The sequence below is a fragment of the Burkholderia sp. AU33803 genome (genome assembly GCF_002223095.1).
GTDB lineage: Bacteria > Pseudomonadota > Gammaproteobacteria > Burkholderiales > Burkholderiaceae > Burkholderia.
Genome location: NZ_NKFJ01000002.1, coordinates 67,055 through 89,954, shown reverse-complemented (window position 1 = coordinate 89,954; position 22,900 = coordinate 67,055). Strand labels below are relative to the sequence as shown.

22 protein-coding genes are annotated in these 22,900 nt (G+C 66.8%); 7 read left to right on the top strand and 15 right to left on the bottom strand.

The genetic code is table 11. The annotated features are described in order from the left end of the window. Nucleotides 1-301: 301 nt before the first annotated feature. The 4 genes from CFB41_RS00495 to CFB41_RS00480 all read right to left on the bottom strand — a co-directional run bounded on the left by CFB41_RS00495 (nt 302) and on the right by CFB41_RS00480 (nt 5,266). Nucleotides 302-1,057 carry an ABC transporter ATP-binding protein gene (locus CFB41_RS00495; RefSeq protein WP_089455336.1) on the bottom strand — a complete coding sequence of 252 codons (756 nt, stop codon included), beginning with the start codon at nt 1,055-1,057 and terminating at the stop codon, nt 302-304. Beyond that, on the bottom strand, nt 1,057-2,841 hold the full coding sequence (locus tag CFB41_RS00490) for an ATP-binding cassette domain-containing protein (RefSeq protein ID WP_089455335.1): 1,785 nt from the start codon (nt 2,839-2,841) through the stop codon (nt 1,057-1,059). Before CFB41_RS00490 ends, CFB41_RS00495 begins: the two co-directional genes overlap by 1 nt. A gap of 4 nt (nt 2,842-2,845) precedes the next feature. After that, complete coding sequence (locus CFB41_RS00485; RefSeq protein WP_089455334.1) at nt 2,846-3,901, bottom strand: branched-chain amino acid ABC transporter permease; 1,056 nt, start codon at nt 3,899-3,901, stop codon at nt 2,846-2,848. Between the two features lie 207 nt (nt 3,902-4,108). Continuing rightward, the gene (locus CFB41_RS00480) at nt 4,109-5,266 is read right to left on the bottom strand and encodes an ABC transporter substrate-binding protein (protein WP_089455333.1); all 1,158 of its coding nucleotides are present in this window, start codon (nt 5,264-5,266) and stop codon (nt 4,109-4,111) included. A 335-nt stretch (nt 5,267-5,601) separates the two neighbouring features. Between CFB41_RS00480 and CFB41_RS00475 the strand changes: the two genes are divergently transcribed. After that, nucleotides 5,602-5,886: a hypothetical protein gene (locus CFB41_RS00475; RefSeq protein ID WP_089455332.1), complete on the top strand. Its 285-nt coding sequence runs from the start codon at nt 5,602-5,604 to the stop codon at nt 5,884-5,886. 522 nt (nt 5,887-6,408) lie between these two features. Here CFB41_RS00475 and CFB41_RS00470 read toward each other — a convergent pair. From CFB41_RS00470 to CFB41_RS00445, 6 genes are all read right to left on the bottom strand, one after another. Continuing rightward, nucleotides 6,409-7,383: a branched-chain amino acid ABC transporter permease gene (locus CFB41_RS00470; RefSeq protein ID WP_039351467.1), complete on the bottom strand. Its 975-nt coding sequence runs from the start codon at nt 7,381-7,383 to the stop codon at nt 6,409-6,411. Next, nucleotides 7,383-8,267 carry a branched-chain amino acid ABC transporter permease gene (locus CFB41_RS00465; protein WP_011350508.1) on the bottom strand — a complete coding sequence of 295 codons (885 nt, stop codon included), beginning with the start codon at nt 8,265-8,267 and terminating at the stop codon, nt 7,383-7,385. The genes CFB41_RS00470 and CFB41_RS00465 overlap by 1 nt, the downstream gene beginning before the upstream one ends. A gap of 128 nt (nt 8,268-8,395) precedes the next feature. Then, a complete protein-coding gene (locus CFB41_RS00460) occupies nt 8,396-9,595 on the bottom strand; it encodes an ABC transporter substrate-binding protein (RefSeq protein ID WP_089438907.1) in 1,200 nt (399 codons plus the stop codon). Between the two features lie 77 nt (nt 9,596-9,672). Then, nucleotides 9,673-10,428 (bottom strand): ABC transporter ATP-binding protein, encoded by a 756-nt coding sequence (locus CFB41_RS00455; RefSeq protein ID WP_039351472.1) that lies wholly within the window; start codon nt 10,426-10,428, stop codon nt 9,673-9,675. Further along, a complete protein-coding gene (locus CFB41_RS00450; protein ID WP_021160426.1) occupies nt 10,425-11,204 on the bottom strand; it encodes an ABC transporter ATP-binding protein in 780 nt (259 codons plus the stop codon). The genes CFB41_RS00455 and CFB41_RS00450 overlap by 4 nt, the downstream gene beginning before the upstream one ends. A 471-nt stretch (nt 11,205-11,675) precedes the next feature. Continuing rightward, on the bottom strand, nt 11,676-13,361 hold the full coding sequence (locus CFB41_RS00445) for a GMC family oxidoreductase (protein ID WP_089455331.1): 1,686 nt from the start codon (nt 13,359-13,361) through the stop codon (nt 11,676-11,678). A gap of 169 nt (nt 13,362-13,530) precedes the next feature. Here CFB41_RS00445 and CFB41_RS00440 point away from each other — a divergent pair, with 169 nt between their 5' ends. Both CFB41_RS00440 and CFB41_RS00435 read left to right on the top strand, forming a co-directional pair. Further along, the gene (locus CFB41_RS00440; RefSeq protein ID WP_089455330.1) at nt 13,531-14,430 is read left to right on the top strand and encodes a LysR family transcriptional regulator; all 900 of its coding nucleotides are present in this window, start codon (nt 13,531-13,533) and stop codon (nt 14,428-14,430) included. A 236-nt stretch (nt 14,431-14,666) separates the two neighbouring features. After that, on the top strand, nt 14,667-15,200 hold the full coding sequence (locus CFB41_RS00435) for a class IV adenylate cyclase (protein ID WP_069246759.1): 534 nt from the start codon (nt 14,667-14,669) through the stop codon (nt 15,198-15,200). A gap of 65 nt (nt 15,201-15,265) precedes the next feature. Here CFB41_RS00435 and CFB41_RS00430 read toward each other — a convergent pair whose 3' ends face one another. Beyond that, nucleotides 15,266-15,751 (bottom strand): Lrp/AsnC family transcriptional regulator, encoded by a 486-nt coding sequence (locus CFB41_RS00430; RefSeq protein WP_006408082.1) that lies wholly within the window; start codon nt 15,749-15,751, stop codon nt 15,266-15,268. A 139-nt stretch (nt 15,752-15,890) separates the two neighbouring features. Between CFB41_RS00430 and phhA the strand changes: the two genes are divergently transcribed. Together phhA and CFB41_RS00420 are read left to right on the top strand one after the other, a co-directional pair. Beyond that, on the top strand, nt 15,891-16,784 hold the full coding sequence (phhA, locus tag CFB41_RS00425; RefSeq protein WP_089455440.1) for a phenylalanine 4-monooxygenase: 894 nt from the start codon (nt 15,891-15,893) through the stop codon (nt 16,782-16,784). Between the two features lie 161 nt (nt 16,785-16,945). Continuing rightward, nucleotides 16,946-17,254 (top strand): 4a-hydroxytetrahydrobiopterin dehydratase, encoded by a 309-nt coding sequence (locus CFB41_RS00420; protein WP_011350499.1) that lies wholly within the window; start codon nt 16,946-16,948, stop codon nt 17,252-17,254. A gap of 92 nt (nt 17,255-17,346) precedes the next feature. Here CFB41_RS00420 and CFB41_RS00415 read toward each other — a convergent pair whose 3' ends face one another. Next, nucleotides 17,347-17,577, bottom strand: coding sequence for a DUF3717 domain-containing protein (locus CFB41_RS00415; protein WP_089455329.1), 231 nt, complete (start codon nt 17,575-17,577; stop codon nt 17,347-17,349). Nucleotides 17,578-17,699: 122 nt separating this feature from the next. Here CFB41_RS00415 and CFB41_RS00410 point away from each other — a divergent pair, with 122 nt between their 5' ends. Together CFB41_RS00410 and CFB41_RS00405 are read left to right on the top strand one after the other, a co-directional pair. Further along, the gene (locus tag CFB41_RS00410; RefSeq protein WP_006401494.1) at nt 17,700-18,392 is read left to right on the top strand and encodes a response regulator transcription factor; all 693 of its coding nucleotides are present in this window, start codon (nt 17,700-17,702) and stop codon (nt 18,390-18,392) included. A gap of 119 nt (nt 18,393-18,511) precedes the next feature. Continuing rightward, entirely contained in the window at nt 18,512-19,996 is a 1,485-nt protein-coding gene (locus CFB41_RS00405) for a sensor histidine kinase (protein WP_089455328.1), read from the top strand. Between the two features lie 136 nt (nt 19,997-20,132). Here the strand turns inward: CFB41_RS00405 and CFB41_RS00400 are convergent, their stop codons facing one another. The 3 genes from CFB41_RS00400 to CFB41_RS00390 all read right to left on the bottom strand — a co-directional run bounded on the left by CFB41_RS00400 (nt 20,133) and on the right by CFB41_RS00390 (nt 22,883). Next, nucleotides 20,133-20,663, bottom strand: a complete 531-nt coding sequence (locus CFB41_RS00400; RefSeq protein ID WP_089438902.1) for an SET domain-containing protein — start codon at nt 20,661-20,663, stop codon at nt 20,133-20,135. Nucleotides 20,664-20,844: 181 nt separating this feature from the next. Then, on the bottom strand, nt 20,845-21,957 hold the full coding sequence (locus tag CFB41_RS00395; RefSeq protein ID WP_089455327.1) for an NADH:flavin oxidoreductase/NADH oxidase: 1,113 nt from the start codon (nt 21,955-21,957) through the stop codon (nt 20,845-20,847). 215 nt (nt 21,958-22,172) lie between these two features. Beyond that, the gene (locus tag CFB41_RS00390; RefSeq protein WP_089455439.1) at nt 22,173-22,883 is read right to left on the bottom strand and encodes a glutamine amidotransferase; all 711 of its coding nucleotides are present in this window, start codon (nt 22,881-22,883) and stop codon (nt 22,173-22,175) included. Nucleotides 22,884-22,900 lie beyond the last annotated feature (17 nt).

The following is a 22,900-nucleotide window of genomic DNA, read 5'->3' as shown; positions in this document are numbered from 1 at the left end:
CACCCTACATCTCTTCCTCACAGAATTTCCATCGGTTCGCTCGGCACTTATCCCCTGTGACCCGGCACATCATCGTTCTGTGGAACGCGTGGCAACCTACCCCGATCGACAAACCAGATCGCCATCTGCACGCTGGATGCCTCCACCTGCCGCCACTGCACAGCGCTTTTGATTGTTCCTCCGGTACTTATCCCCTGATTGCTAACCGCCGATGCATTGGAGGTCGGATCTCGACTCAAAAACAAAAGCGGCGTGTTTCACGTGAAACACGCCGCCCGTTTCCCTCCCACCGAGCCACCGATCAAGCCGTTTTCTTCGCCAGCCCGAGGTAGGTTTCGATCACACGCGGATTCTGTGCGAGGTCGGCCGCTGGCCCCTCCAGCGCAAACTCGCCCGTCTCCAGCACGTAGCCGTAGTCGGAGATCTGCAGCGCCGCCCGCGCATTCTGCTCGATCAGCAGCGTCGCCACGCCCGTCCCACGCAACGCGCTGATGATATGAAAGATCTCCTTCACGATCAGCGGCGCCAGCCCGAGACTCGGCTCGTCGAGCATCAGCAGGTCGGGCTTTCCCATCAGCGCCCGGCCAACCGCGAGCATCTGCCGCTCCCCGCCGGACAGCGTGCCGGCCGCCTGCTTGCGCCGCTCCTTCAGCCGAGGAAACAGCGCAAACACGTGATCGAGCTGATCGAGGAAGTTCGCTTCACCTGCCAGCTTGCGCCGATACGCGCCCAGCACGAGGTTGTCTTCGACCGTCATCGTGCTGAACAGCTCACGCTTTTCCGGCACGAGGCACATCCCGCGTGCGACGCGCTGCTCGACCGGCAATGCACCGACATCGTGACCGCGATACACGATCGCGCCCGACGCATGCCCGGTCACCGGCAGCGCGCCCATGATCGCGTTCAGCAGCGTCGACTTGCCGGCGCCGTTCGGCCCGATCACGCTGACAATCTGCCCCGCACCGACCCTGATCGCCGCGCCGTGCAGCGCCTCCACCTTCCCGTACCGGACCGCCAGCCCGCGCACGTCGAGAATTGGCATCGTCGTGTCCGTCATCACTCCACCCCGCCCAGATACGCTTCGAGCACCGCCGGATCCTGCTGCACGTCCTGCGGCAGCCCTTCCGCGATCCGTGTGCCGAATTCCATCACCACCAGCCGGTCGGTGAGATTCATCACGAAATCCATGTCGTGTTCCACGAGCAACACGCTCATGCCCTCCGCCTTCAGCCGCCGCAGCAAGTCGGCGAGTTGCTGCTTCTCCTGGTAACGCAGCCCGGCGGCCGGCTCGTCGAGCAGCAGCAGCGTCGGGTCGCAGCACAACGCCCGCGCGATTTCGAGAATCCGCTGCTGGCCCAGCGCGAGGCTGCCCGCTTCGTCGTACATGTGCTTCTCTAGCCCGACGCGGCGGATCTGCTGGGCGGCCTCGGCGAGCAGCTGCGCCTCCTCGTGGGCATTGAGCCGCGCGACGCTACGCCACACGCCGGTATGGCCACGCAGGTGCGCGCCGATCGCGACGTTCTCGAGCACCGTCATCGCCGGCAACAGCTTCACGTGCTGGAACGTCCGACCGATGCCGCGGCGGACGATCTGGCGCGAGGTGAGCCCGTCGATGCGCTCGCCACGGAACGTGATCGTGCCGCCCGTCGGCTTCAGCACGCCCGTCACGAGGTTGAACGTGGTCGACTTGCCCGCGCCGTTCGGGCCGATCAGCCCGATGATCTGCCCCGCTTTCACGTCGAAGCTGACGTCGTTGACGGCCACGAGCCCGCCGAACTGCTTGCGTGCGTTGTCGACGACGAGCAGCGGCTCGCCAGCCACGGGCTTCGCGCATTGCGGCAACGGATCGGCGTGCTCGGGCACATGCGCACGCGGCCCGCGCGGGAACAGCCTGGCGACGAACGGCCACACGCCCTGGCGCGCGTACTGCAGCAGCAGCACCATCAGCACGCCGAACACAATGATCTCGAAGTTGCCTTCCGAACCGAGCAGCTTCGGCAGCAGCGTCTGCAGGTAGTCCTGCAGCACGGTCAGGATCGCCGCGCCGAGCACGGCGCCCCACACGTGCGACACGCCGCCGACCACAGCCATGAACAGGAACTCGATCCCGTGGTTCAGCCCGAACGGTGTCGGGTTCACCGCACGCTGCAGGTGTGCGTACAGGAAGCCCGAGATGGCCGCGAGCACGGCCGCATAGACGAAGATCACGACGCGCATCCAAGCGGTGTTCACGCCCATCGCCTCGGCCATCACGCCGCCGCCGCGCAGCGCACGAATCGCGCGGCCCGGACGGCTGTTCAGCAGGTTTTGCACCGACACGATCGCGGCCAGCACGACGGCCCAGATCAGGAAATACAGGCTGCGGCCGCTGTCGAGCGTGATGCCGAACAGGTTCAGCGCCGGAATCCCGTTGATCCCGTCGTACTTGCCGAGCAGTTCAAGGTTGCCGAACAGGTAGAACAACGCGAGGCCCCACGCGATCGTGCCAAGCGGCAGGAAGTGGCCGGACAGCCGCATCGTGACCGCACCGAGCACGAGCGCGACGAGCGCCGTCAGCACGACGCCGACGATCAGCGCGAGCCACGGCGATACGCCATAGCGCGTCGTCAGGAACGCGGTCGCGTAGGCGCCGATGCCGACGAACGCGGCCTGCCCGAAGCTCGTCATCCCACCGACGCCCGTGAGCAGCACGAGCCCGATCGCGACGATCGCGTAGAGGCCGATGTAGTTCAGCAGCGTGATCCAGTATTCAGGCACCTGCAGCGCGCCCGGCAGCACCGGCAGCGCGAACAGCACCACGAGAAACACCCAGAAGGTCTTGTTGCGTACCATCGTCTTCATCGTGTCACTCCTCTTCGTCTTCCGCGTGAGGCGTGGCGAAGCTCCGCCACAGCAGCACCGGAATGATCAGCGTGAACACGATCACCTCCTTGTAGGCGCTCGCCCAGAACGACGAATACGATTCGAGCACGCCGACGAGCAGCGAGCCGGCGGCCGCGAGCGGATAGCTGATGAGCCCGCCGATGATCGCGCCGACGAAACCCTTCAGGCCGATCAGGAAGCCCGAGTCGTAGTAGATCGTCGTCAACGGGCCGACGAGGATCCCGGACAGCACGCCGAGCCCCGCCGCGAACGTGAACGCGAGCCGCCCGGCCTCGGTCGTGCCGATGCCGACGAGCCGCGCGCCGAGCCGGTTCACCGACGTCGCGCGCAGCGCCTTGCCGGCGATCGTGCGGCCGAAGTACACGTAGAGCGCGCCGATCAGCACGAGCGCCGTCACGACGACCAGGATGCTCTGCACCGACACGGTCATGCTGCCGATCGACAGCGACGCATCCGAGAAGCCATTGGTGCGCGAGCCTTCGGCGCCGAACATCACGAGCCCCAACCCGACCATCGCGAAGTGGACGGCGACCGACACGATCAGCAGCAGCAGCGTCGTGCCTTCGGCGATCGGCTGGTAGACGAGCCGGTAGACGAACGGCCCCATCGGCACGACGATCGCGAGCGTCAGCGCGATCTGCGCGAGCATCGGCAGCGGCTGCATCGCGAAGCTGCGCGTGATCGCGAACACCGCGAGCGGCAGCAGGACGTAGCGGCTGCCGAGCGTCGCGAGCGTGCGGCCGAGCTGATGGCGCCGTTCGCGATGCCGGATCAGGCCGCCGACTTCGAGCAGGAAGCACGCGATGCCCATCACGAACAGCAGCCAGCAGGTGGCGGGAAATTTCTGCGCCTGCAACGCGGCAAGCGTCAGCGCACCGTAGGCGACGAATTCGCCCTGGGGAATGAAGATCACCCGCGTGACGGAAAACACCAGCACGAGCGCCAGCGACAGCAATGCATATATGGCGCCGGTCGTGATGCCGTCTTGCGCGAGGATCGCTGCAATCGAGAGATCCATACGTTTCGTGTATCGAGAAGGCTGCGGAGAAACGAAAGACAGGAACGGCCGGGGCGCACGGGCCGCAAGATCGGCGCGTCGGGCGCCACGCAGCGAGCCCCTGCGGTTCCACACGACATGGGCATGGTCGCGGCCCGTCGGGCCCGGCGCCCTGCCGACGGCATGCACGACGCCTGTCGCGCCGCGCACGCCGGTTTCACATGATGCTTACTCGGCCTGCAGCTTCCACTTGCCGTCGACGATCTGCACCATCACGCGCGCACGCGTGTCGAAGCCGTTGTGGTCGGTCGGCGTCATGTTGATCACGCCGTGCGACACGGGCAGGTCCTTCACGTTCTCGATCGACGCGCGCAGCGCCTCGCGGAACGCCTCGGTGCCCGGCTGGCCCTTCTTCAGCGCGTCCGGAATCGCACGCTGCAGCAGCAGCCCGGCATCCCACGCATGGCCGCCGAACGTCGCCAGCGAGCCCGCGCCGTACGCCTTCTCGTACGCGGCCTTGTAGCCGAGCGCCGGCTTCTTCACCGGGTTCGAATCGGGCAGCTGGTCGGTCACGAGCACCGGGCCGGCGGGCAGGATCTCGCCTTCGCAATCCTTGCCGCACACGCGCAGGAAGTCGTTGTTCGCGACACCGTGCGTCTGGTACACCTTGCCCTTGTAGCCGCGTTCCTTCAGCGTCTTCGCCGGCAGCGCCGCCGGCGTGCCGGAGCCGGCGATCAGCACCGCATCCGGATTCGAGCCCATCAGCTTCAGCACCTGCCCCATCACCGACGCGTCGGTGCGGTTGTAGCGCTCGTTCGATACCAGCTTCAGCCCGTTCTTCGCGGCCGCCGCATCGAACGTCTTGTACCAGCTGTCGCCGTACGCATCGGCGAAACCGATGAAGCCGACCGTCTTCACGCCGTGCTTCGCCATGTAGCCGGCGATCGCGTCGGCCATCAGCTGGTCGTTCTGCGGCACCTTGAACATCCATGCGCGTTTCGCGTCAATCGGCGAGATGATCTGGGCGCTCGCCGCGAGCGAGATCGTCGGCGTCTTGCCCTGCGACACGGGGTCGAGCATTGCCAGCGAGTTCGGCGTGACGGACGAGCCGATGATCGCGTCAACGTGATCTTCATCGATCAGCTTGCGCACGTTCTGCACCGCGCGGCTCGTGTCGGAGGCGTCGTCGAGCACGATGTACTGCACGCTCTTGCCGGCGATTTCCTTCGGCAGCAGCGCGATCGTGTTCTTCTCCGGGATCCCGAGCGACGCGGCCGGCCCGGTGGCCGACAGCGTCACGCCGATCTTCACCTGCGCCGACGCCGTTGCCGCCGCGCACACGAGGCCCGCGGCGAGCACGGCCTCCATCCATCGATTCATCTTCATTTACGTTGTCTCCAAACGCTGCTCGAAAAATCCGCGGGTCGCTCGGGCGGCTCCCGGTCCTCAAACAAGTTAATAAATTAACTATCTCGCCATACCGCGTCTACGCTCGTTTTCCCGTGAAACACCTCATCTTCAACGGCACCCGGACGGAACCACGCACGGACGCACCGGCCGGCAGTCGAAACGGTCGTTCGACCGTCACGATGCGCAGCGGCGGTGTCGTCTGGATGAAGAAAGCGGAGAAAGGTGCAATCGTGTGCGCAATCGATGCATGCGCAACGATCAAGGAAAGGCACGTCGATCCGGCCTGATGCGGCCAGGCCCACGCGCGGCACATGATCGGAAAGCCGGCCGCTCATGCGAATACGGTTGCGAATATCGATACGGATGCGCACGCAACGACCGGCAATGGCGCCGGAACGCGTCTACCGGCCGCAGAACGGCTCGGGAAGGCCGCGGCGACAGCAGCCCAACCCCACGACGAACGAACGGCACCTGCCGCCCTTCCTGCCCCGATCCATCGTGCTGCGCTGCTCATCCAACCGTACTCCCTCTTCTGCATTCTGCTTGTAGGAGAACTGCCGACCGATTTTCCCGACCGCGCGGTCGGCGAAAGCTGAGTGTAACGGACGCGTTTTGCGCACGCCAACCGGGTTAGCCCGAACGGCCGGGGCACGGCTGAGCATCGTCTGCGAACGAATCGAGGGAAAGCGGAAAGCGGAAAGCGGAAAGCGGAAAACGGAAAACGGGAAAACGGGGGACGCGGTGAAGCGCGGGGCGAACGCAGGCGTGGAATACGGCCGCCGCACAGGCCGATGCACCAACAGCGGAAATCCGTGCACGCAAATGAAAAAGCGCTGTTGGATTCCGTCCAACAGCGCTTTGGGGTTCGGGCACTTTGTGCCTCGATTGTCTCCTCGTTCTCCACCTGCAAATTCGTTTCGCGGTGCATCAGAACTAAAGTGGATCTTAAAGAGGCTTAAGCACCACGGCAACTTAGCATTTACCCCTATGGTGCATCGCCGCACGAAAATGGGGCACTAGCCTGCCGCTCGGCACCGGCCCGAGCCCGCTCCTGCGTCCTTCCGGAGCATGCCGGATGGTGCTTCGCATCAATGCGCGGCGACGCGCGCAGCACGCATTCAGGACGCCCTGAGCGGCTTGATCCGCGCGACCATCTCGCCGACGATGCCGCGCCGGAACGCCAGCACGCACGCGATGAAGATCAGTCCCGTGACGATCGTCGCCGATTCGCCGAGCGAATGGAACCACGCGACGCCCGTCGTCGATGCAAGCCATTCCCCGATGTCGCCGAGCCGGTCTTCCAGCGCGACGATCAGTGCCGCGCCCAGCAGCGGCCCGAACAACGTGCCCATCCCGCCGACGAGCGTCATCAGCACGACGAGACCCGACATCGTCCAGTACGCGTCCGACAGCGTCTCGAAACCGAGCACCAGCACCTTCAGCGAGCCGGCCAGCCCCGCGATGCCCGCCGACAGGATGAACGCGAGCAGCTTGAAGCGGTCGGTGTCGTAACCGAGCGAGATCGCGCGCGCTTCGTTCTCCTTGATCGCGACGAGCACCTGGCCGAACGGTGAATGCACGACCCGCACGATGAACGCGCACGCGGCGACCACCACCGCGAGCACGACGTAGTACAGCGCGACGTCGTTCGACAGATCGAGCAGCCCGAACAGATGGCCGCGCGGCACGCCCTGCAGCCCGTCCTCGCCGTGCGTGAACGGCGCCTGCAGGTAGATGAAGTAGACCATCTGCGCGAACGCGAGCGTGATCATCGCGAAGTAGATGCCCTGCCGCCGGATCGCGAACAGCCCGACGACGAGCCCGAGCAGCGTCGCGGCAACGGTGCCGACCAGCACGCCGAGCTCCGGCGTGAAACCGAGCGTCTGCATCGAATAACCGGTCGCATAGCCGGCGGTCGCGAGGAACATCGCATGGCCGAACGACAGCAGCCCCGTATAGCCGATCAGCAGGTTGAACGCGGCCGCGAACAGCGCGAACGTGAGCACCTTCATCACGAACACCGGATACGCGCCGATGAACGGCGCGGCGAGCAGTGCGGCGAGCAGCACGCCGTAGAGCACTTTTCTCTGCATCATTTTTCCTTGCCGAAGAGGCCCGCCGGGCGGAACAGCAGCACGATCGCCATGATCACGAACACGACCGTGGCCGACGCTTCGGGGTAGAACACGCGCGTGAAGCCCTCGATCACGCCGAGCAGCAGGCCCGTGACGATCGAGCCGAGGATCGAGCCCATCCCGCCGATCACGACCACCGCGAACACGGTGATGATCATCGGCTGCCCCATCAGCGGCGACACCTGGATCACCGGCGCGGCCAGCACGCCCGCGAACGCGGCGAGCGCGACGCCGAAGCCGTAGGTGAGCGTGATCATCATCGGCACGTTCACGCCGAACGCCTCGACGAGCTTCGGGTTCTCGGTGCCCGCCCGCAGGTACGCGCCCAGGCGCGTCTTCTCGATCACGAACCACGTCGCGAGACACACCGCGAGCGACGCGACCACCACCCATGCGCGGTAGTTCGGCAGGAACATGAAGCCGAGGTTGGTGGCGCCGGACAGCTGCGACGGCACGTCGTACGGCTGGCCGGACGAGCCGTAGATCGACCGGAACACGCCTTCGACGACCAGCGTGAGCCCGAACGTGAGCAGCAGCCCGTACAGGTGATCGAGCTTGTACAGCCAGCGCAGCATCGAGCGTTCGATCAGGATCCCGAACGCGCCGACGACCAGGGGCGCGATCACGAGCATCGCCCAGTACGGCAGCCCGAAATACGACAGGCCCATCCACGCAAGCATCGCGCCCAGCATGAACAGCGCGCCGTGCGCGAAGTTGATCACGTTGAGCAGCCCGAAGATCACCGCGAGCCCGAGGCTCAGGATCGCGTAGAACGAGCCGTTGACGAGCCCGAGCAGCAACTGGCTCAGCATCGCCGGCAACGGAATGCCAAAGATTTCCATCGACTTAGCCGTCAGAATGAGTTTCGTTGCGTGCGCAACCTTCATGCGTCGCACGCGCGGGCGGCGCAGCGGGCACATCGCCGCAGCCGCCACCGAGCGGCGCGCCCGCGCGCGCCGCTACGCCCTGCCTACTTCCACAACGCGCAGCGCGTTTCCTGCTTGGTCCCGAACGCCTGCTCGCCCGGAATCGTCGCGAGCACCTTGTAGTAATCCCACGGCTCCTTCGATTCCGCCGGCTTCTTCACTTCCATCAGGTACATGTCGTGGATCATGCTGCCGTCCGTGCGGATATAGCCCTTGGCATAGAAGTCGTTGATCTTGATCTTCTTCAGCTCGGCCATCACCTTGTCGGAATCGGTCGTGCCGGCGGCCTGGACGGCCTTCAGGTAGGTCGTCACCGACGAGTAGTCGGCCGCCTGCAGGCTCGACGGCATCTTCTTCATCTTGCCGAAGTAGCGCTGCGCCCACTGGCGCGACGCCGCATCGCGGTTCCAGTACCAGCTGTCGGTCAGCACCAGGCCCTGGGTCGTCTCGAGACCGAGGCTGTGCACGTCGTCGATGAACATCAGCAGCGCGGCGAGCTTCATCGTCTTCGTGATGCCGAACTCCTTCGCGGCCTTGATCGAGTTGATCGTGTCGCCGCCCGCGTTCGCGAGGCCGAGGATCTGCGCCTTCGACGATTGCGCCTGCAGCAGGAACGACGAGAAGTCCGACGCGGACAGCGGGTGGCGCACCGCGCCGAGCACCTGGCCGCCGTTCGCCTTCACGACGTCCGACGTGTTCTTCTCGAGCGCCTTGCCGAACGCATAGTCGGCCGTCAGGAAGAACCACGACTTGCCGCCCTGCTTCACCACCGCCGAACCGGTGCCCTTCGCGAGCGCCATCGTGTCGTACGCGTAGTGGACCGTGTACGGCGTGCACTGCTCGTTGGTCAGCGTGTCGGCGCCCGCGCCGATGTTGATGTAGACCTTCTTCTTCTCGGCCGCGACCTGGTTCATCGACAGCGCGGTGGCCGAGTTCGTGCCGCCGACCAGCAGGTCGAGCCCGCCGCGGTCCATCCATTCACGCGCCTTCGACGCGGCGATGTCGGCCTTGTTCTGGTGATCGGCATAGACGACCTCGATCGGCTTGCCGAGCACCTTGCCGCCGAAGTCGGCCACTGCCATGCGGATCGCCTCGAGGCCGCCCTGCCCGTCGATATCCGCGTAAAGCCCCGACATGTCGGTGATGAAGCCGATCTTCACGGTATCCGCCGCGTGTGCGGCGCCGGCGGTGAACGCGGCAGTCGCGAGCGCGAGACAGGCCTGTGCGAGGGTCTTCATTTTCATTGACGTCTCCTGTTGTTCTGATGCGTTGTGGTTGTTCGAAGGCCGCCACGGCTAGCGGCAAGGGAAACGGGGCGGCGTCACACCCCGAGCAGGTCGTGCAGGGTCGGCATCTTGCTTTCCAGTTCGGCCGCCTGGAAATGCTCGACGATGCTGCCGTGCTCCATCACGTAGAAGCGGTCGGCGAGCGGCGCGGCGAAGCGGAAATTCTGTTCGACCATCACGATCGTGTAGCCGCGCGCCTTCAGCGCGACGATCATCCGCGCGAGCGCCTGCACGATCACCGGGGCGAGGCCTTCGGAAATCTCGTCGAGCAGCAGCAGGTTCGCGCCGGTGCGCAGGATCCGCGCGACCGCGAGCATCTGCTGCTCGCCGCCGGACAGACGCGTGCCCTGGCTCTGCCGGCGCGACGCGAGGTTCGGGAACATCGCGTAGATCTCGTCGATCGGCATCGCGTGCTCGCGCGGCCCGATCAACGGCGGCAACATGAGGTTCTCCTCGCACGACAGGCTCGAGAAGATCCCGCGCTCCTCCGGGCAGTAGCCGATGCCGTAATGCGCGATGCGATGCGTCGCGAGGCCGATCGTCTCGTTGCCCGCGACCTTGATCGACCCGCTGCGGCGGCCCGTCAGGCCCATGATCGCGCGCAGCGTCGTCGTGCGGCCCGCGCCGTTGCGGCCGAGCAGCGTGACGACTTCACCGCGATGCACCGTCAGGTCGACACCGTGCAATATGTGGGATTCCCCGTACCAGGCCTCCAGGCCCGTGATCTCCAGCGCGGGCGTACCGCTTTCGACGCCGCTCAATTCGCGTTCCTCCCGTTCGCTGTGCTTCATGCGTGCGCCCCCGCGAGCGCCGCGTCGGCGCTGCCCATGTAGGCCTCGATGACGAGCGGATTCTTCGACACTTCCGCATACGAGCCTTCGGCCAGCACCTCGCCGCGTTGCAGGACGGTGATCGTGTCGGAGATGCCCGCGATCACGTTCATGTTGTGCTCGACCATCAGGATCGTCCGGCCGCTCGCGACCTTCTTGATCAGCGCGGTCACGCGATCGACGTCCTCGTGGCCCATCCCCTGCGTGGGCTCGTCGAGCAGCATCAGTTCGGGCTCCATCGCGAGCGTGGTCGCGATCTCCAGCGCGCGCTTGCGGCCGTATGCGAGCTCGACGGTCGGCACCTGCGCGAAATCGGTGAGGCCGACCTGCGTGAGCAGGTCCATCGCACGGTCGTCGAGCCGCTTCAGCGTGCGTTCGCTGCGCCAGAAATGGAATTCGGTGCCGAGCGCGCGCTGCAACCCGATGCGCACGTTCTGCAGCGCGGTCAGGTGCGGAAAGACGGCCGAGATCTGGAACGAGCGGATGATGCCGCGCCGCGCGACCTGCGCGGGCCGCTCGTCGGTGATGTCGATGCCGTTGAAGACGATCTGGCCGGCCGTCGGCGTCAGGAATTTGGTGAGGAGGTTGAAGCAGGTGGTCTTGCCCGCGCCGTTCGGCCCGATCAGCGCATGGATCGCACCGCGACGCACACGCAGGTTCACGCCGTTGACGGCCGTGAAACCCCTGAATTCCTTGGTCAGTCCGCGTGTTTCCAGAATCGTGTCGCCGAGAATCATGTTCCCTTCCGTACGAAGTCAGGCGAAGCACCGGGAAAATTCGCGAGAAGCGTCCGCGAAACAGGTCAGCGGATGAGCGGGCCGCCCCGGGCGCCGTGTTACGCCTCGAGGGTGGTCTCCCGCGCCGACGCGTATGCACACTGCGCCACATTGTCTCGCCGTTGGTGCAGTGCAATCATCGGGATTTGCACTTATAGGGCGGGCCGCCCTGTCGCACGCGGCTGTGCACGGTTTTACACGCCGTTTTTTTGACACGTGCATCATCGTGCGTTGACCTCCTCCGCACGGTCCGGCACGCACGCAACAAAAAAGCCGTGCGGCTGCACGGCTTGCATGGATCTTGCGGGACGAACCGGCGTTAGTCGCTTCTATCGGCCCCCTCGGCACCGCTGCTGCAACGGCAGTTTGTTTCGCAGATCGAATCAGCGGGTGTCCTCATGACGGCCCGCTGTCGTACGTGTCAGCGTTCCGTCACGCGGCTGTCACCGCCGGCTCCGTGCGCACCGGTGTCGCTTCGCGCGCCGCACGGCGATCGGCACGAATCATGTCGCTCGCGCGCTCGGCGATCATCAGCGTCGGCGAATTGGTGTTGCCCGACGTAATGAACGGCATCACCGATGCATCGACGATTCGCAGCCCGGCGATGCCGCGTACGCGCAGCCGGCTGTCGACCACCGCGCGCTCATCGTCGGCACGCCCCATCCGGCAGGTGCCGACCGGATGGAAGATCGTCGTGCCGACGGCGCCGGCCGCCTCGATCAGCTCGGCTTCGCTTCGATACTGCAGGCCCGGCAGGATTTCCTCGGGCCGATAGCGCGCGAGCGCCGGCGCCGACGCGATCCGGCGCGTGAGCCGCAGCGCGTTCGCGGCGACGTGGCGATCGTGGTCGGTCGACAGATAGTTCGGCGCGATCGCGGGTGCCGCGCCCGGATCGGCGCTCGCGATATGCACGCTGCCGCGCGACGTCGGCCGCAGATGGCATACAGACGCCGTAAACGCGTTGAAGCTGTGCAGCGGCTCGCCGAAGCGCTCGAGCGACAACGGCTGCACGTGGTATTCGAGATCGGGGCGCGTGAGCGCGGGATCGTCGGGATCGGATTTTGCGAATGCGCCGAGCTGCGACGGCGCCATCGACATCGGCCCGCGCTGCAGCAACGCATATTCGGCGCCGATCATCAGCTTGCCCCACCAGTGCGCGGACAGCGTGTTGAGCGTGCGCACGCCTTCGACGCGAAACGCCATCCGCAATTGCAGGTGGTCCTGAAGGTTTTCGCCGACGCCCGGCAGATCCTGCACGACGTCGATACCGAGCGCCTGCAGCCGCCGGCCGTCGCCGATACCCGACAGTTCGAGCAGCTGCGGCGAATTCACCGCGCCGGACGTCAGCAGCACCTCCGAACGCGCCCGCGCGACGTAATCCGTGCCGCCGCCGCGGTATTCGACGCCGACCGCGCGCCGCCCGTCGAAGATCACGCGCTGCGCCTGCGCGCCGGTGATCACGGTCAGGTTCGGGCGCGCCATCGCGGGCCGCAGGAACGCCTTCGACGTATTCCAGCGCACGCCGCGCTTCTGGTTCACCTCGAAATAGCCGACCCCGGCATTGTCGCCGCGGTTGAAATCGTCGGTTGCCGGGATGCCGGTCTGCTGCGCGGCCTGCGCGAACGATTCGAGAATCTCCCAGCGCAGCCGCTGCTTCTCGACACGCCAGTAGCCGCCCGCGCCGTGCGCATCGCTCGCGCCCGCATGGTGATCCTCGCTGCGCTTGAAGATCGGCAGCACGCTGTCCCACGACCAGCCGGCGTCGCCGGTTTCCTGCGCCCAGCTGTCGTAATCCTCGCGCTGGCCGCGCATGTAGATCATCCCGTTGATCGACGAGCAGCCGCCGAGCACCCGGCCGCGCGGATACGACAGCGCACGGCCGTTGAGCGCCGCTTCGGGTTGCGTCTTGTACAGCCAGTCGGTGCGCGGGTTGCCGATGCAATACAGATAGCCGACCGGGATGTGGATCCAGTGATAGTCGTCCTTGCCGCCCGCTTCGAGCAGCAGCACGTGGATGTCGGGATCCTCGGTCAGGCGGTTCGCGAGCACGCAGCCCGCGGTGCCCGCGCCGACGATCACGTAATCGAATTCGCCTTCTAGCGTGCGTTGGGTGGTCACGGTTTGTCTCCTGTCACGCGGCGCAACGCCGCGCGTCATTTTCAGCATAGTGCGTCACGAGCCGCGCTTGCGGCCCCGCGCCACGACCGATGAAGCGTACTCCGGCCGCCGGCCGCCGATCCAATGAGTTATGCTGAACTGCGTTATAAGCGGCGCTCATATCACGACGATGGATCTCACCCTGCTCCGCGCGTTCGCGACGGTCGCGCGCGAAGGCAACCTCACGCGCGCCGCCGTGCAGCTGCACCTGACGCAACCGGCGGTCAGCCTGCAGATCAAGCATCTGCAGGAAACGCTCGGCGTCACGTTGTTCACGCGCACATCGCGCGGCCTCGCGCTCACGCGCGACGGCCAGACGCTGCTGCCGCATGCGGAACGTGCGCTCGCCGCGGCCGCCGACGTGCAGCGCGCGGCTGCTGCGCTGCGGCACGAGGTACGCGGCCGGCTGCGGATCGGCACGATCCTCGACCCGGGCTTCCTGCGGCTCGGCGGCTTCCTGCGCGCGCTCGTCGAAACCCATCCGCAGATCGAGACGGCGCTGCGGCACGGGATGTCGGGCTGGGTCATCGAACAGGTGCGCACGCGGGCGCTCGACGTCGGCTACTACATCGGCCGGCCGGGCGAGGACGATCCGTTCGACGGCGCGCTGTTCCATACCGTCACGCTCACGCATTTCCAGTACCGCGTGCTCGCGCCGGCCGGCTGGAAGGAGCGCGTGCAGCGCGCCCACGACTGGCGCGCGCTTGCCGCGCTGCCGTGGATCTGGACGCCGCCGGCGTCCGCGCACCACCGGTTGCTGTCGCGACGCTTCACGGAGGCCGGCGCGCAGCCGCTCAAGGTGGCCGAGGTCGACCAGGAGCAGTCGATGCTCGACCTCGTCAAATCGGGGATCGGGTTGACGCTCGCGCGCGACTCGACCGCGCTGGCCGAAGCGCATGCGCATGCGCTGACGATCGTCGAGCCGGTGACGGTGCCCACCGAGCTGACGTTCGTGACGCTCGCCGAGCGGCGCGACGAACCGGCGATCGCTGCGGCGCTGCGGCTGATCGAAGCGCAGTGGGCGATATGAGGGCTGCTGATAGCGCGGGGGCCGGCCGCGCACCTGGCGCCAACGCCCGACACGTCGCCGGTCGGCAGCCGGCGACCGTGCGGGCCCTCACGCGTGCGGGAATGGGGAAATCACGGAAGCCGAACCTCCCGGCCGCGGCGTGTCGCCGCGTCCCGCCGGTCGTCACGCCACCTTCGCGGGCTTTTTGCTAGATTGTGCGTTCGCACACCGCGAGACCCCGATTGAAGGAGACCCGCATGGCCCGCAACATCGAGATCAAAGCCCGCGCCCGCGAATTCGACCAGCTGCGCGAACAGGCGGCCAGGCTCGCGACCGAAGCGCCGCTGTTCTATCGCCAGCAGGATTTCTTCTATGACGTGCCGCGCGGCCGGCTGAAGCTGCGCCGCTTCGAGGATGGCACGCCGGCCGAACTGATCTTCTACCAGCGCGACGACCGCGACGGCCCGAAGGCGTCGTACTACACGCGCAGCCCGGTGACGAACCCCGACGCGATGCACGCGCTGCTCGCCACCGCGCTGACCACGCGCGGCATCGTGACGAAGGAACGGCACGTATACCTCGCGGGCCGCACGCGCATCCACCTCGACCGCGTCGACGGCCTCGGCGATTTCATCGAACTGGAAGTCGTGCTCGGCCCCGATGACGACGAAGCCGGTGGCGAAGCCGAAGCGCACGACGTGTTCGCGAAGCTCGGCGTGTCGCAGGACGACCTCGTCGCCGTCGCGTACGTCGACCTGCTGAACGCCGACACGCCGCACGAAGCGGCCTGATCCGGCCCTGCCCCGAGGCGGCGCACCCCGCGCCGCCTTCCCCCTGCCGCCGCGCGGTGGCCGCGTCAGGCGGCGCCGGGCGCCAGGTGCGCGAGCGGCAGCGCGCCGTTGCGCTTGAAGGTCGTCAGCACGATGTTCGAGCGCACGCTGTCGACACCCGGCACGCGCATCAGCTTCTTCATCACGAACTGCGACAACGCGTTCAGGTCGGGCGCGACGATCCGCAGCAGGTAGTCGGCATCGCCCACCACCGCATGGCATTCGAGCACCTCGGGCAGCACGTCGATCTGCTGCTGGAACTGCTCGATGATCGAGTCGCCGTGGTGCTTGAGCTTGAGGCTCGTGAACGCGGTGACGCCGAGCCCGAGCTTTTCGGGGCGCAACATCACGCGGTAGCCTTCGATCACGCCGGCCGCCTCGAGCCGCTGCAGCCGCCGGCCGATCTGCGACGGCGACAGCGGCACCTCCTCGCCGAGCTGCTGATGCGTCGCGCGGCCGAAGCGCTGCAGCACGTCCAGCAGCGCGAGATCGAAGTGATCGAGTTCCAGCATGAGCATTCTCCGCATTGATTCGTGATTTGATGCGAGATTATCGCATCATCGAGCGAATCAACGCCAACTATGCGCCCATTCCGCGCGCCGCCCGCTCTACACTTGCATGGTTCCCAACCGCCACGTGCAGAGCCAGATCATGTCCACCGTCGTCACCGCGAAACTGCAGGAGCAGTTCGATGCGGGCCTCGAAACCCGCGCCGATTTCACCATCGACCAGCCGCTCGCGCGTTACGGCCAGGTCGACCACGCGGTGTGGAAGCAGCTCTATGCACGCCAGTCCGCGCTGCTGCGCGGGCGCGCCTGCGACGCGTTCGTCACGGGGCTCGGGAAGATCGACCTGCCGGCCGACCGCGTACCGTCGTTCGCTGACGTGAACCGCCAGTTGAAGCCGGCAACGGGCTGGGAGATCGTCGCGGTGCCGGGCCTCGTGCCCGATCGCGTGTTCTTCGAGCATCTCGCGAACCGGCGCTTCCCCGTCACCTGGTGGATGCGCCGCCCCGACCAGCTCGACTACCTGCAGGAACCCGACTGCTTCCATGACCTGTTCGGCCACGTGCCGCTGCTGATCGACCCGGTGTTCGCCGACTACATGCAGGCATACGGCCGCACCGCGCTCGCGGTCGCCGACGATGAAGCGGCGCTGGCGCGCCTCGCGCGGCTCTACTGGTATACGGTGGAATTCGGGCTGATTCGCGATGCGCGCGGCACGAACGGGCTGTCGATCTATGGCGCCGGGATCGTGTCGAGCAAGGGCGAAAGCCTGTACAGCCTCGAAAGCGCGGCGCCGAACCGGCTCGGCTTCGACCTCGAGCGCGTGATGCGCACGAAGTACCGGATCGACACGTTCCAGAAGACCTACTTCGTGATCGACGATTTCGCGCAGCTGTTCGCGCTCGCCGACGTCGACGGCCGTGCGCTGGCCGACCGGCTGGCGGCGTTGCCGGAGTTCGCGGCCGGCGCGGTGCTCGATACCGATCGCGTGCTGCATCGCGGCACGGGCGACGGCTGGCCCGACGACGCGGACGCGTGACGCTCGAGGGCGCCGGGACGCGCCGCTGGCGGTCTCCCGATGGCCGTCCCCGGATGCCCGTCGCCGGATGGCCGTCCCACAACTATGAAACAATGACCGATGCCGGCTTCGCCGCGCGGCGAAGCCGCGCGCGGGCGCCGTTACCGACCGAGAGGTGCAAGATGATCCACAAGCTCACATCAGAAGAACGCAAGACCCGGCTCGAAGGCCTGCCGCTCTGGACGGCCGTCCCGGGCCGCGATGCGATCCAGCGCAGCCTGCGCTTCGCCGATTTCAACGAAGCGTTCGGCTTCATGACGCGCGTCGCAATCAAGGCGCAGGAAATGAACCACCATCCGGAATGGTTCAACGTGTACAACCGCGTCGACATCACGCTGTCGACCCACGATGCCGACGGCCTGACCGAACGCGACATCGAACTGGCGCTGTTCATCGACCGTGCCGGCGCGCACGCGCAACCGGCCGCCTGAGGCCTTCCTCTACCGCCGCGCGTCTTTCGATGCGCGGCGCGTCAACTTTTCATTTCGATGAACGTTTTCTAGGATGTAGTGAGCGAAAGCCTTCAGCTTTCCAAGCCATCCTTAAGGCGCACGTAAGTCTCGTACGCATTCCGTGCCTTGGGGTCCAATCCTTCCAGTCGTAGCGCGCTTTGGCGCTGTACAATCAGCAGCGCATACGGCTTGGAAAGCGCGCTGGCCTCTTCGCAGAGTTTGAGTTCGTCGCCGCTCGACGGCGAGCGGGCGCGCCAGAAATTGATCGCGGCTTCTAGGTCGTTGATCGAAATATCGGACATGTTTGGATTTAAACGTTCGCTGGCCGCCATGCTTGATGTCAGGTGTTGCGGCGCCCCTGTGGAAACGGCGTCGTGCTGTCCGCGTGCCTGAACCGCCAACCCATTGTACTTGAGCGAACTTCATGCGACTCCTTCTGATCGAAGACGACCGCCCCATCGCACGCGGTATCCAGAGCAGCCTCGAGCAGGCTGGCTTCACCGTCGACATGGTGCATGACGGCATCTTTGCCGAACAGGCGCTGGCACAGAACCGCCACGAACTCGTGATCCTCGACCTCGGCCTGCCGGGCATCGACGGGATGACGCTGCTCACGCGCTTCCGCCAGACCAACCGCCACACGCCCGTCATCGTGCTGACCGCACGCGACGAGCTGAACGACCGGATCCAGGGCCTGAACTCCGGCGCCGACGACTACATGCTCAAGCCGTTCGAGCCGGCCGAGCTCGAAGCGCGCATCCGCGCGGTGATGCGCCGCAGCGGCCCGCACAGCGACATGCCGCGTCCGGAAGTGTCGCTCGGTGGCGTCCGCCTGTCGGGCGTCGACCGCCGCATCTTCAACGACGACAAGCCGCTCGAACTGTCGCCGCGTGAATTCGCGGTGCTCGAGATGCTGCTGCTGCGTCACGGCCGCGTGGTCAGCAAGGCCCAGCTGCAGGATCACCTCACGCACTTCGGCGGCGATCTCGGCGACACCGCGATCGAAGTCTACGTCCACCGCGTGCGCAAGAAACTCGAGCAGTGCCGTGTCGAAATCGTCACGGTGCGCGGCTTCGGCTACCTGCTGCAGGAAATCCGCCAGACGGCGAGCGTCTGAGCGGCAGTGCCCGCGCGCCGGCCGGCCTCGTGCGCCGGCGTGCCGCCCTGCCCGCGTCGCCGCCCGGCGCACGACCGCGCCGCTCCCCGTGAGCGGCGCTTATCCATTTGCCCGTCGAAATGTCTCCTGATCCGGCTGTGACCACCAGCCTGCGCCGCTCGCTGCTTCGGCGCCTCGCCGCCCCGCTGTCGATGCTCGCGCTGATGAGCGGCCTGATCGCCTACTGGCTCGCGTGGCAATACACGCAGCACGTGATCGACCGCTCGCTCGCCGATCTCGCGACCGCCATCTCCAAACAGATCCAGATCGCCGGCCCCGACGCGCCGTTCACGGTGCCGCCGCTCGCGCAGGCGATGTTCTCCGATCCCGCCGAAGCGCTGATCTACCGGATCAGCGACGGCGAACAGGAACTCGCCGGCGATCCGAAGCTGCCGCTGCAGGGCATCAACGTGCGCCGCATGCATCACGCGTACGTGTTCGAGGCCGAATACGACAACCGCGCGGTGCGGGTGGCGCAGGTGCGCGTCGACGACGTCGAAGGCGGCAAGCCGATGGTCGTCGAGGTCGCGCAGCCGGTGCGGCACCGCTACCGGATCGCGGCTGAATTCCTCGTCGCCATCATGATGCCGCTGCTGCTGCTGCTGCTCGCGGGCTGGGGCATCGTATGGCGCGTCGTGAACCAGCAGCTCGGCCCGCTCACGCACCTGGCCGATTCGCTGAACCGGCAGACCCACACGTCGCTGGAACCGGTCGACGAAACCGAGGTGCCGCTGGAAATCCGGCCGCTGACGAGCGCGATGAACGCGCTGCTCGGCCGCCTGAAGACCGCGCTCGACGCGCAACGCAAGTTCATCGCCGATGCCGCGCACCAGTTGCGCACGCCGCTCACGGCCGTGAAGCTGCACGCGGAGCAGGCAGCCGTCGCGCGCGACCCGCACCAGACCTTCGCCGCCGTGCGCGAGCTGCGCGCGGCCGCCGACCGCGCGGTGCGGCTGTCCAACCAGTTGCTGTCGCTCGCCCGTGCGGAGCCCGGCGAACAGGCCGCGCGATTCGTCGACGTCGACCTCGCGGCGATGGCGTTCGAGACGGGCGCCGAGTGGGTGCCGCGCGCCCTTGCGACGCACGTCGACCTCGGCTTCCAGCGCACCGACGATCCGGGTGACGACGAGAAGCTGGTCGTGCGCGGCAACCCGGTGCTGTTGCGCGAGGTGATCGCGAACCTGCTCGACAATGCGCTGAAGTACGTGCCGCTCGCGCGGCCGGACGGTGCACGGATCACGGTGAACGTTGCGCGCGGCGCACTCGAGGACGGTCAGCCGGCCGCCGAGATCGTCGTCGAGGACAACGGCCCCGGCGTGCCCGCCAACCAGCAGGCCGACCTGTTCAAGCGCTTCTTCCGCGGCGACGCGCAAAGCGGCAACGGCGTCGAGACAGGCGCCGGGCTCGGCCTCGCGATCGTGCACGACATCATCGCGATGCACGGCGGCACCGTCTCGTACGAGGATGCATCGGAAGGCGGCTCGCGCTTCGTGGTGAGGGTGCCGCTGGTTGCGCACATCGAGCAGCCGGCCAGCGAAACACCGGCCGCGGCGTCGACGCACTGAGGGACCGAGGGACTCGCGGCGGGCGGCCGCTGAGCAGGCCGCGCGCCGGATGAGGGAAGCGAAAAACACGGCTGCGCGACGCGTGCAGCCATCCGCTGAAACGACAACGGCAGCGCACGATGCGCTGCCGCCTGCGTTACTTCTTGCTTTTCTTGTCCTTCGACCGGGACTCGGACTTGCCGTCCTTCTTGTCCTTCTTCTTTTTCTTCTTGCCGCCCTCGTCGGACGTCGCGAGCAGCGTGCCGCGGCACGACGCCGCGCCGCAATGGCACGCGTACTCGCGCTTGAGCTTCTTCGTCAGCTTCGCGTCGATCACGAGGCCGTAGTCGTAGAACAATTCCTCTTCCGGCCCGATGTCGCGCAGCGCGTGGATGTACACGCGGCCTTTGACTTCCTCGGCTTCGCAGTTCGGCGCGCACGAGTGGTTGATCCAGCGCGCGCTGTTGCCGTCGATCTTGCCGTCGATCACCCCGCCCTCGTCCAGTGCGAAGTAGAACGTATGGTTCGGTTCGCTCGGGTCGTGCGGGTGGCGGCGCAGCGCTTCCTTCCACGAAATTCGTTCGCCCTTGTATTCCACTACGCGCTCACCGGCCTTGATCGGCGCCACGGCGAACACGCCCTTGCCGTGTACTCCCGAGCGGCGCACCGCGATCCTGCGTGAACTCATCGAACGAATCCTTGTGAAGACGACTTGAATGGAAGACGGCCGTGGTCACGGCCCGACGCCGCGCAAAACGAAAAACGCGGCACCGGTGGGTGCCGCGTCGGGGCATGCGGCGAATCACCCGCATCCTACACGTTCACGATTGCTTCGTTCAACATCACGCGCAATATTGCGCGCGCGGTGCTCAACGCTGGCCGAACGCGATGTCGCCGAACAACGCCTTGTGCTCGCGCGGTTGCGAGCGCCAGTATTGCGGCGGCGCCGTCACCTGCGCGCCGAGCTCGGCCGCCGCATGCCACGGCCAGCGCGGGTCGTACAGCATCGCACGCGCCATCGCGACGAAATCGGCATCGCCGGCCTCGATGAGCCGGTTCGCATGCGCGGGCTCGTTGATCAGGCCGACGGCGATCGTCGGCATGCCGACCGCACGCTTCACGGCCTGCGCGAACGGCACCTGGTAGCCGGGCGACAGCGGAATCTTCTGCAGCGGCGACACGCCGCCGGACGACACGTCGATCCAGTCGCAGCCGCGGCGCTTCAGTTCGTGCGCGAACGCGATCGTATCGTCGAGCTCCCAGCCGCCTTCGACCCAGTCGGTCGCGGACACGCGCACACCGACCGGCCGGTCTTCCGGAAACGCCGCGCGCACGATCTCGAAGATCTCGAGCGGAAAGCGCATGCGGTTTTCAAGCGAGCCGCCGTATTCGTCGGTGCGCTGGTTCGCGAGCGGCGACAGGAACTGGTGCAGCAGGTAGCCGTGGGCCGCGTGCACCTCGATCGCGTCGATGCCGAGCCGTGCGGCCCGCTTCGCCGACGCCGCGAACGCTTCACGGATCCGGTTCAGGCCCGCGGCATCCAGTGCGAGCGGCGGCGTCTCGCCATCCTTGTGCGGCACGGCCGACGGTGCATGCGGCAACCAGCCGCCGTCCGCGACGGACACGAGCTGGCCGCCCTGCCACGGCACGTCGCTCGACGCCTTGCGCCCCGCATGCGACAACTGCATCGCGATGCGGACCGGCGAATGCTTGCGGATCGCGGCCAGCACCGGCTTCAGCGCGGCTTCGGTCGCGTCGTCCCAGAGGCCGAGGTCGCCATGCGTGATGCGTCCGTCGGGTTCCACCGCGGTTGCCTCGATGCAGAGCAGCCCCGCGCCCGACAGTGCGAGATGGCCGAGGTGAATCATGTGCCAGTCGGTCGCTTCACCGCGTTCGGCCGAATACTGGCACATGGGGGAGATCACGATCCGGTTCGGAAGGGTCACGCCGCGCAGCGTGAACGGGGAAAACAGCGCAGTCATGGAAGCCGCTCGCCTGGAAGGGAAAGAGCGAACGAGCGTAGCACGCAGGCGGCAAGCGTGCAGACGGCGCGTTCGGCAGTAAGCGGATGGTCAGGTACGGCGCGCGGCAGGTTGCCGGCAATGGAGAAAAGGCGGCGCATACGGCGAGGCGCCGGCCTGCAACGAATGCGGGCCGGGCATCCCGTTCGCGGCGAGCGGCGGCGCCGCTGACGGCGTCAGAGCCCGACGCTGTCGAGCCACTCCGCGAACATGCGTCGCGCGGCCGCCTCGAGCGCGGGGCCGTGCTGCACGGTATCGGCGCGCAACTGGCGCGCGTCGATGCCGGGCGTCGCCGCGATTTCGCCGGCGTTCGCGATCAGCCACGGTTCGAAACGGTCGGTGCGGATTTCCGGATGGCATTGCAGCGCCAGCACGTGCCGGCCCCAAGCGAATGCCTGATGACGGCAGGCCGGGGTCGACGCAAGATGAATCGCCCCGCCCGGCAGGTCGAACGTGTCGCCATGCCAGTGCAGCATCGACGTCGCCGCACCATCGAGATGGCGCAGCGGCGACGCGCGGCCGGCATCGGTGAGCGTCAGCGGCGTCCAGCCGAGTTCGTGCTGGGCAGCCGGATAGACGCGCGCACCGAGCGCCCGGGCGATGAACTGCGAACCGAGACAGATCCCGAGGATCGGCAACCCGGCGTCGATGCGCTTGCGCACGAGCGCCGCGAGCGGCGCGATCGTCGGATACTGCGCATCGTCGTACACGCTGAGCGGCCCGCCGAGCACGACGAGCAGCGACGGCTCGAGCACGTCGAGCACCTCGACCCGCGACGACCCGACGTCGACGTAGCGCACCCGCCGACCCCGTTCGCCGAGCACCTGCTCGAAGCTCCCGAGATCCTCGAAATGCACGTGGCGGATCGCCACGACTTCAGCGTTCATCATCGGCCTCCCGGTCG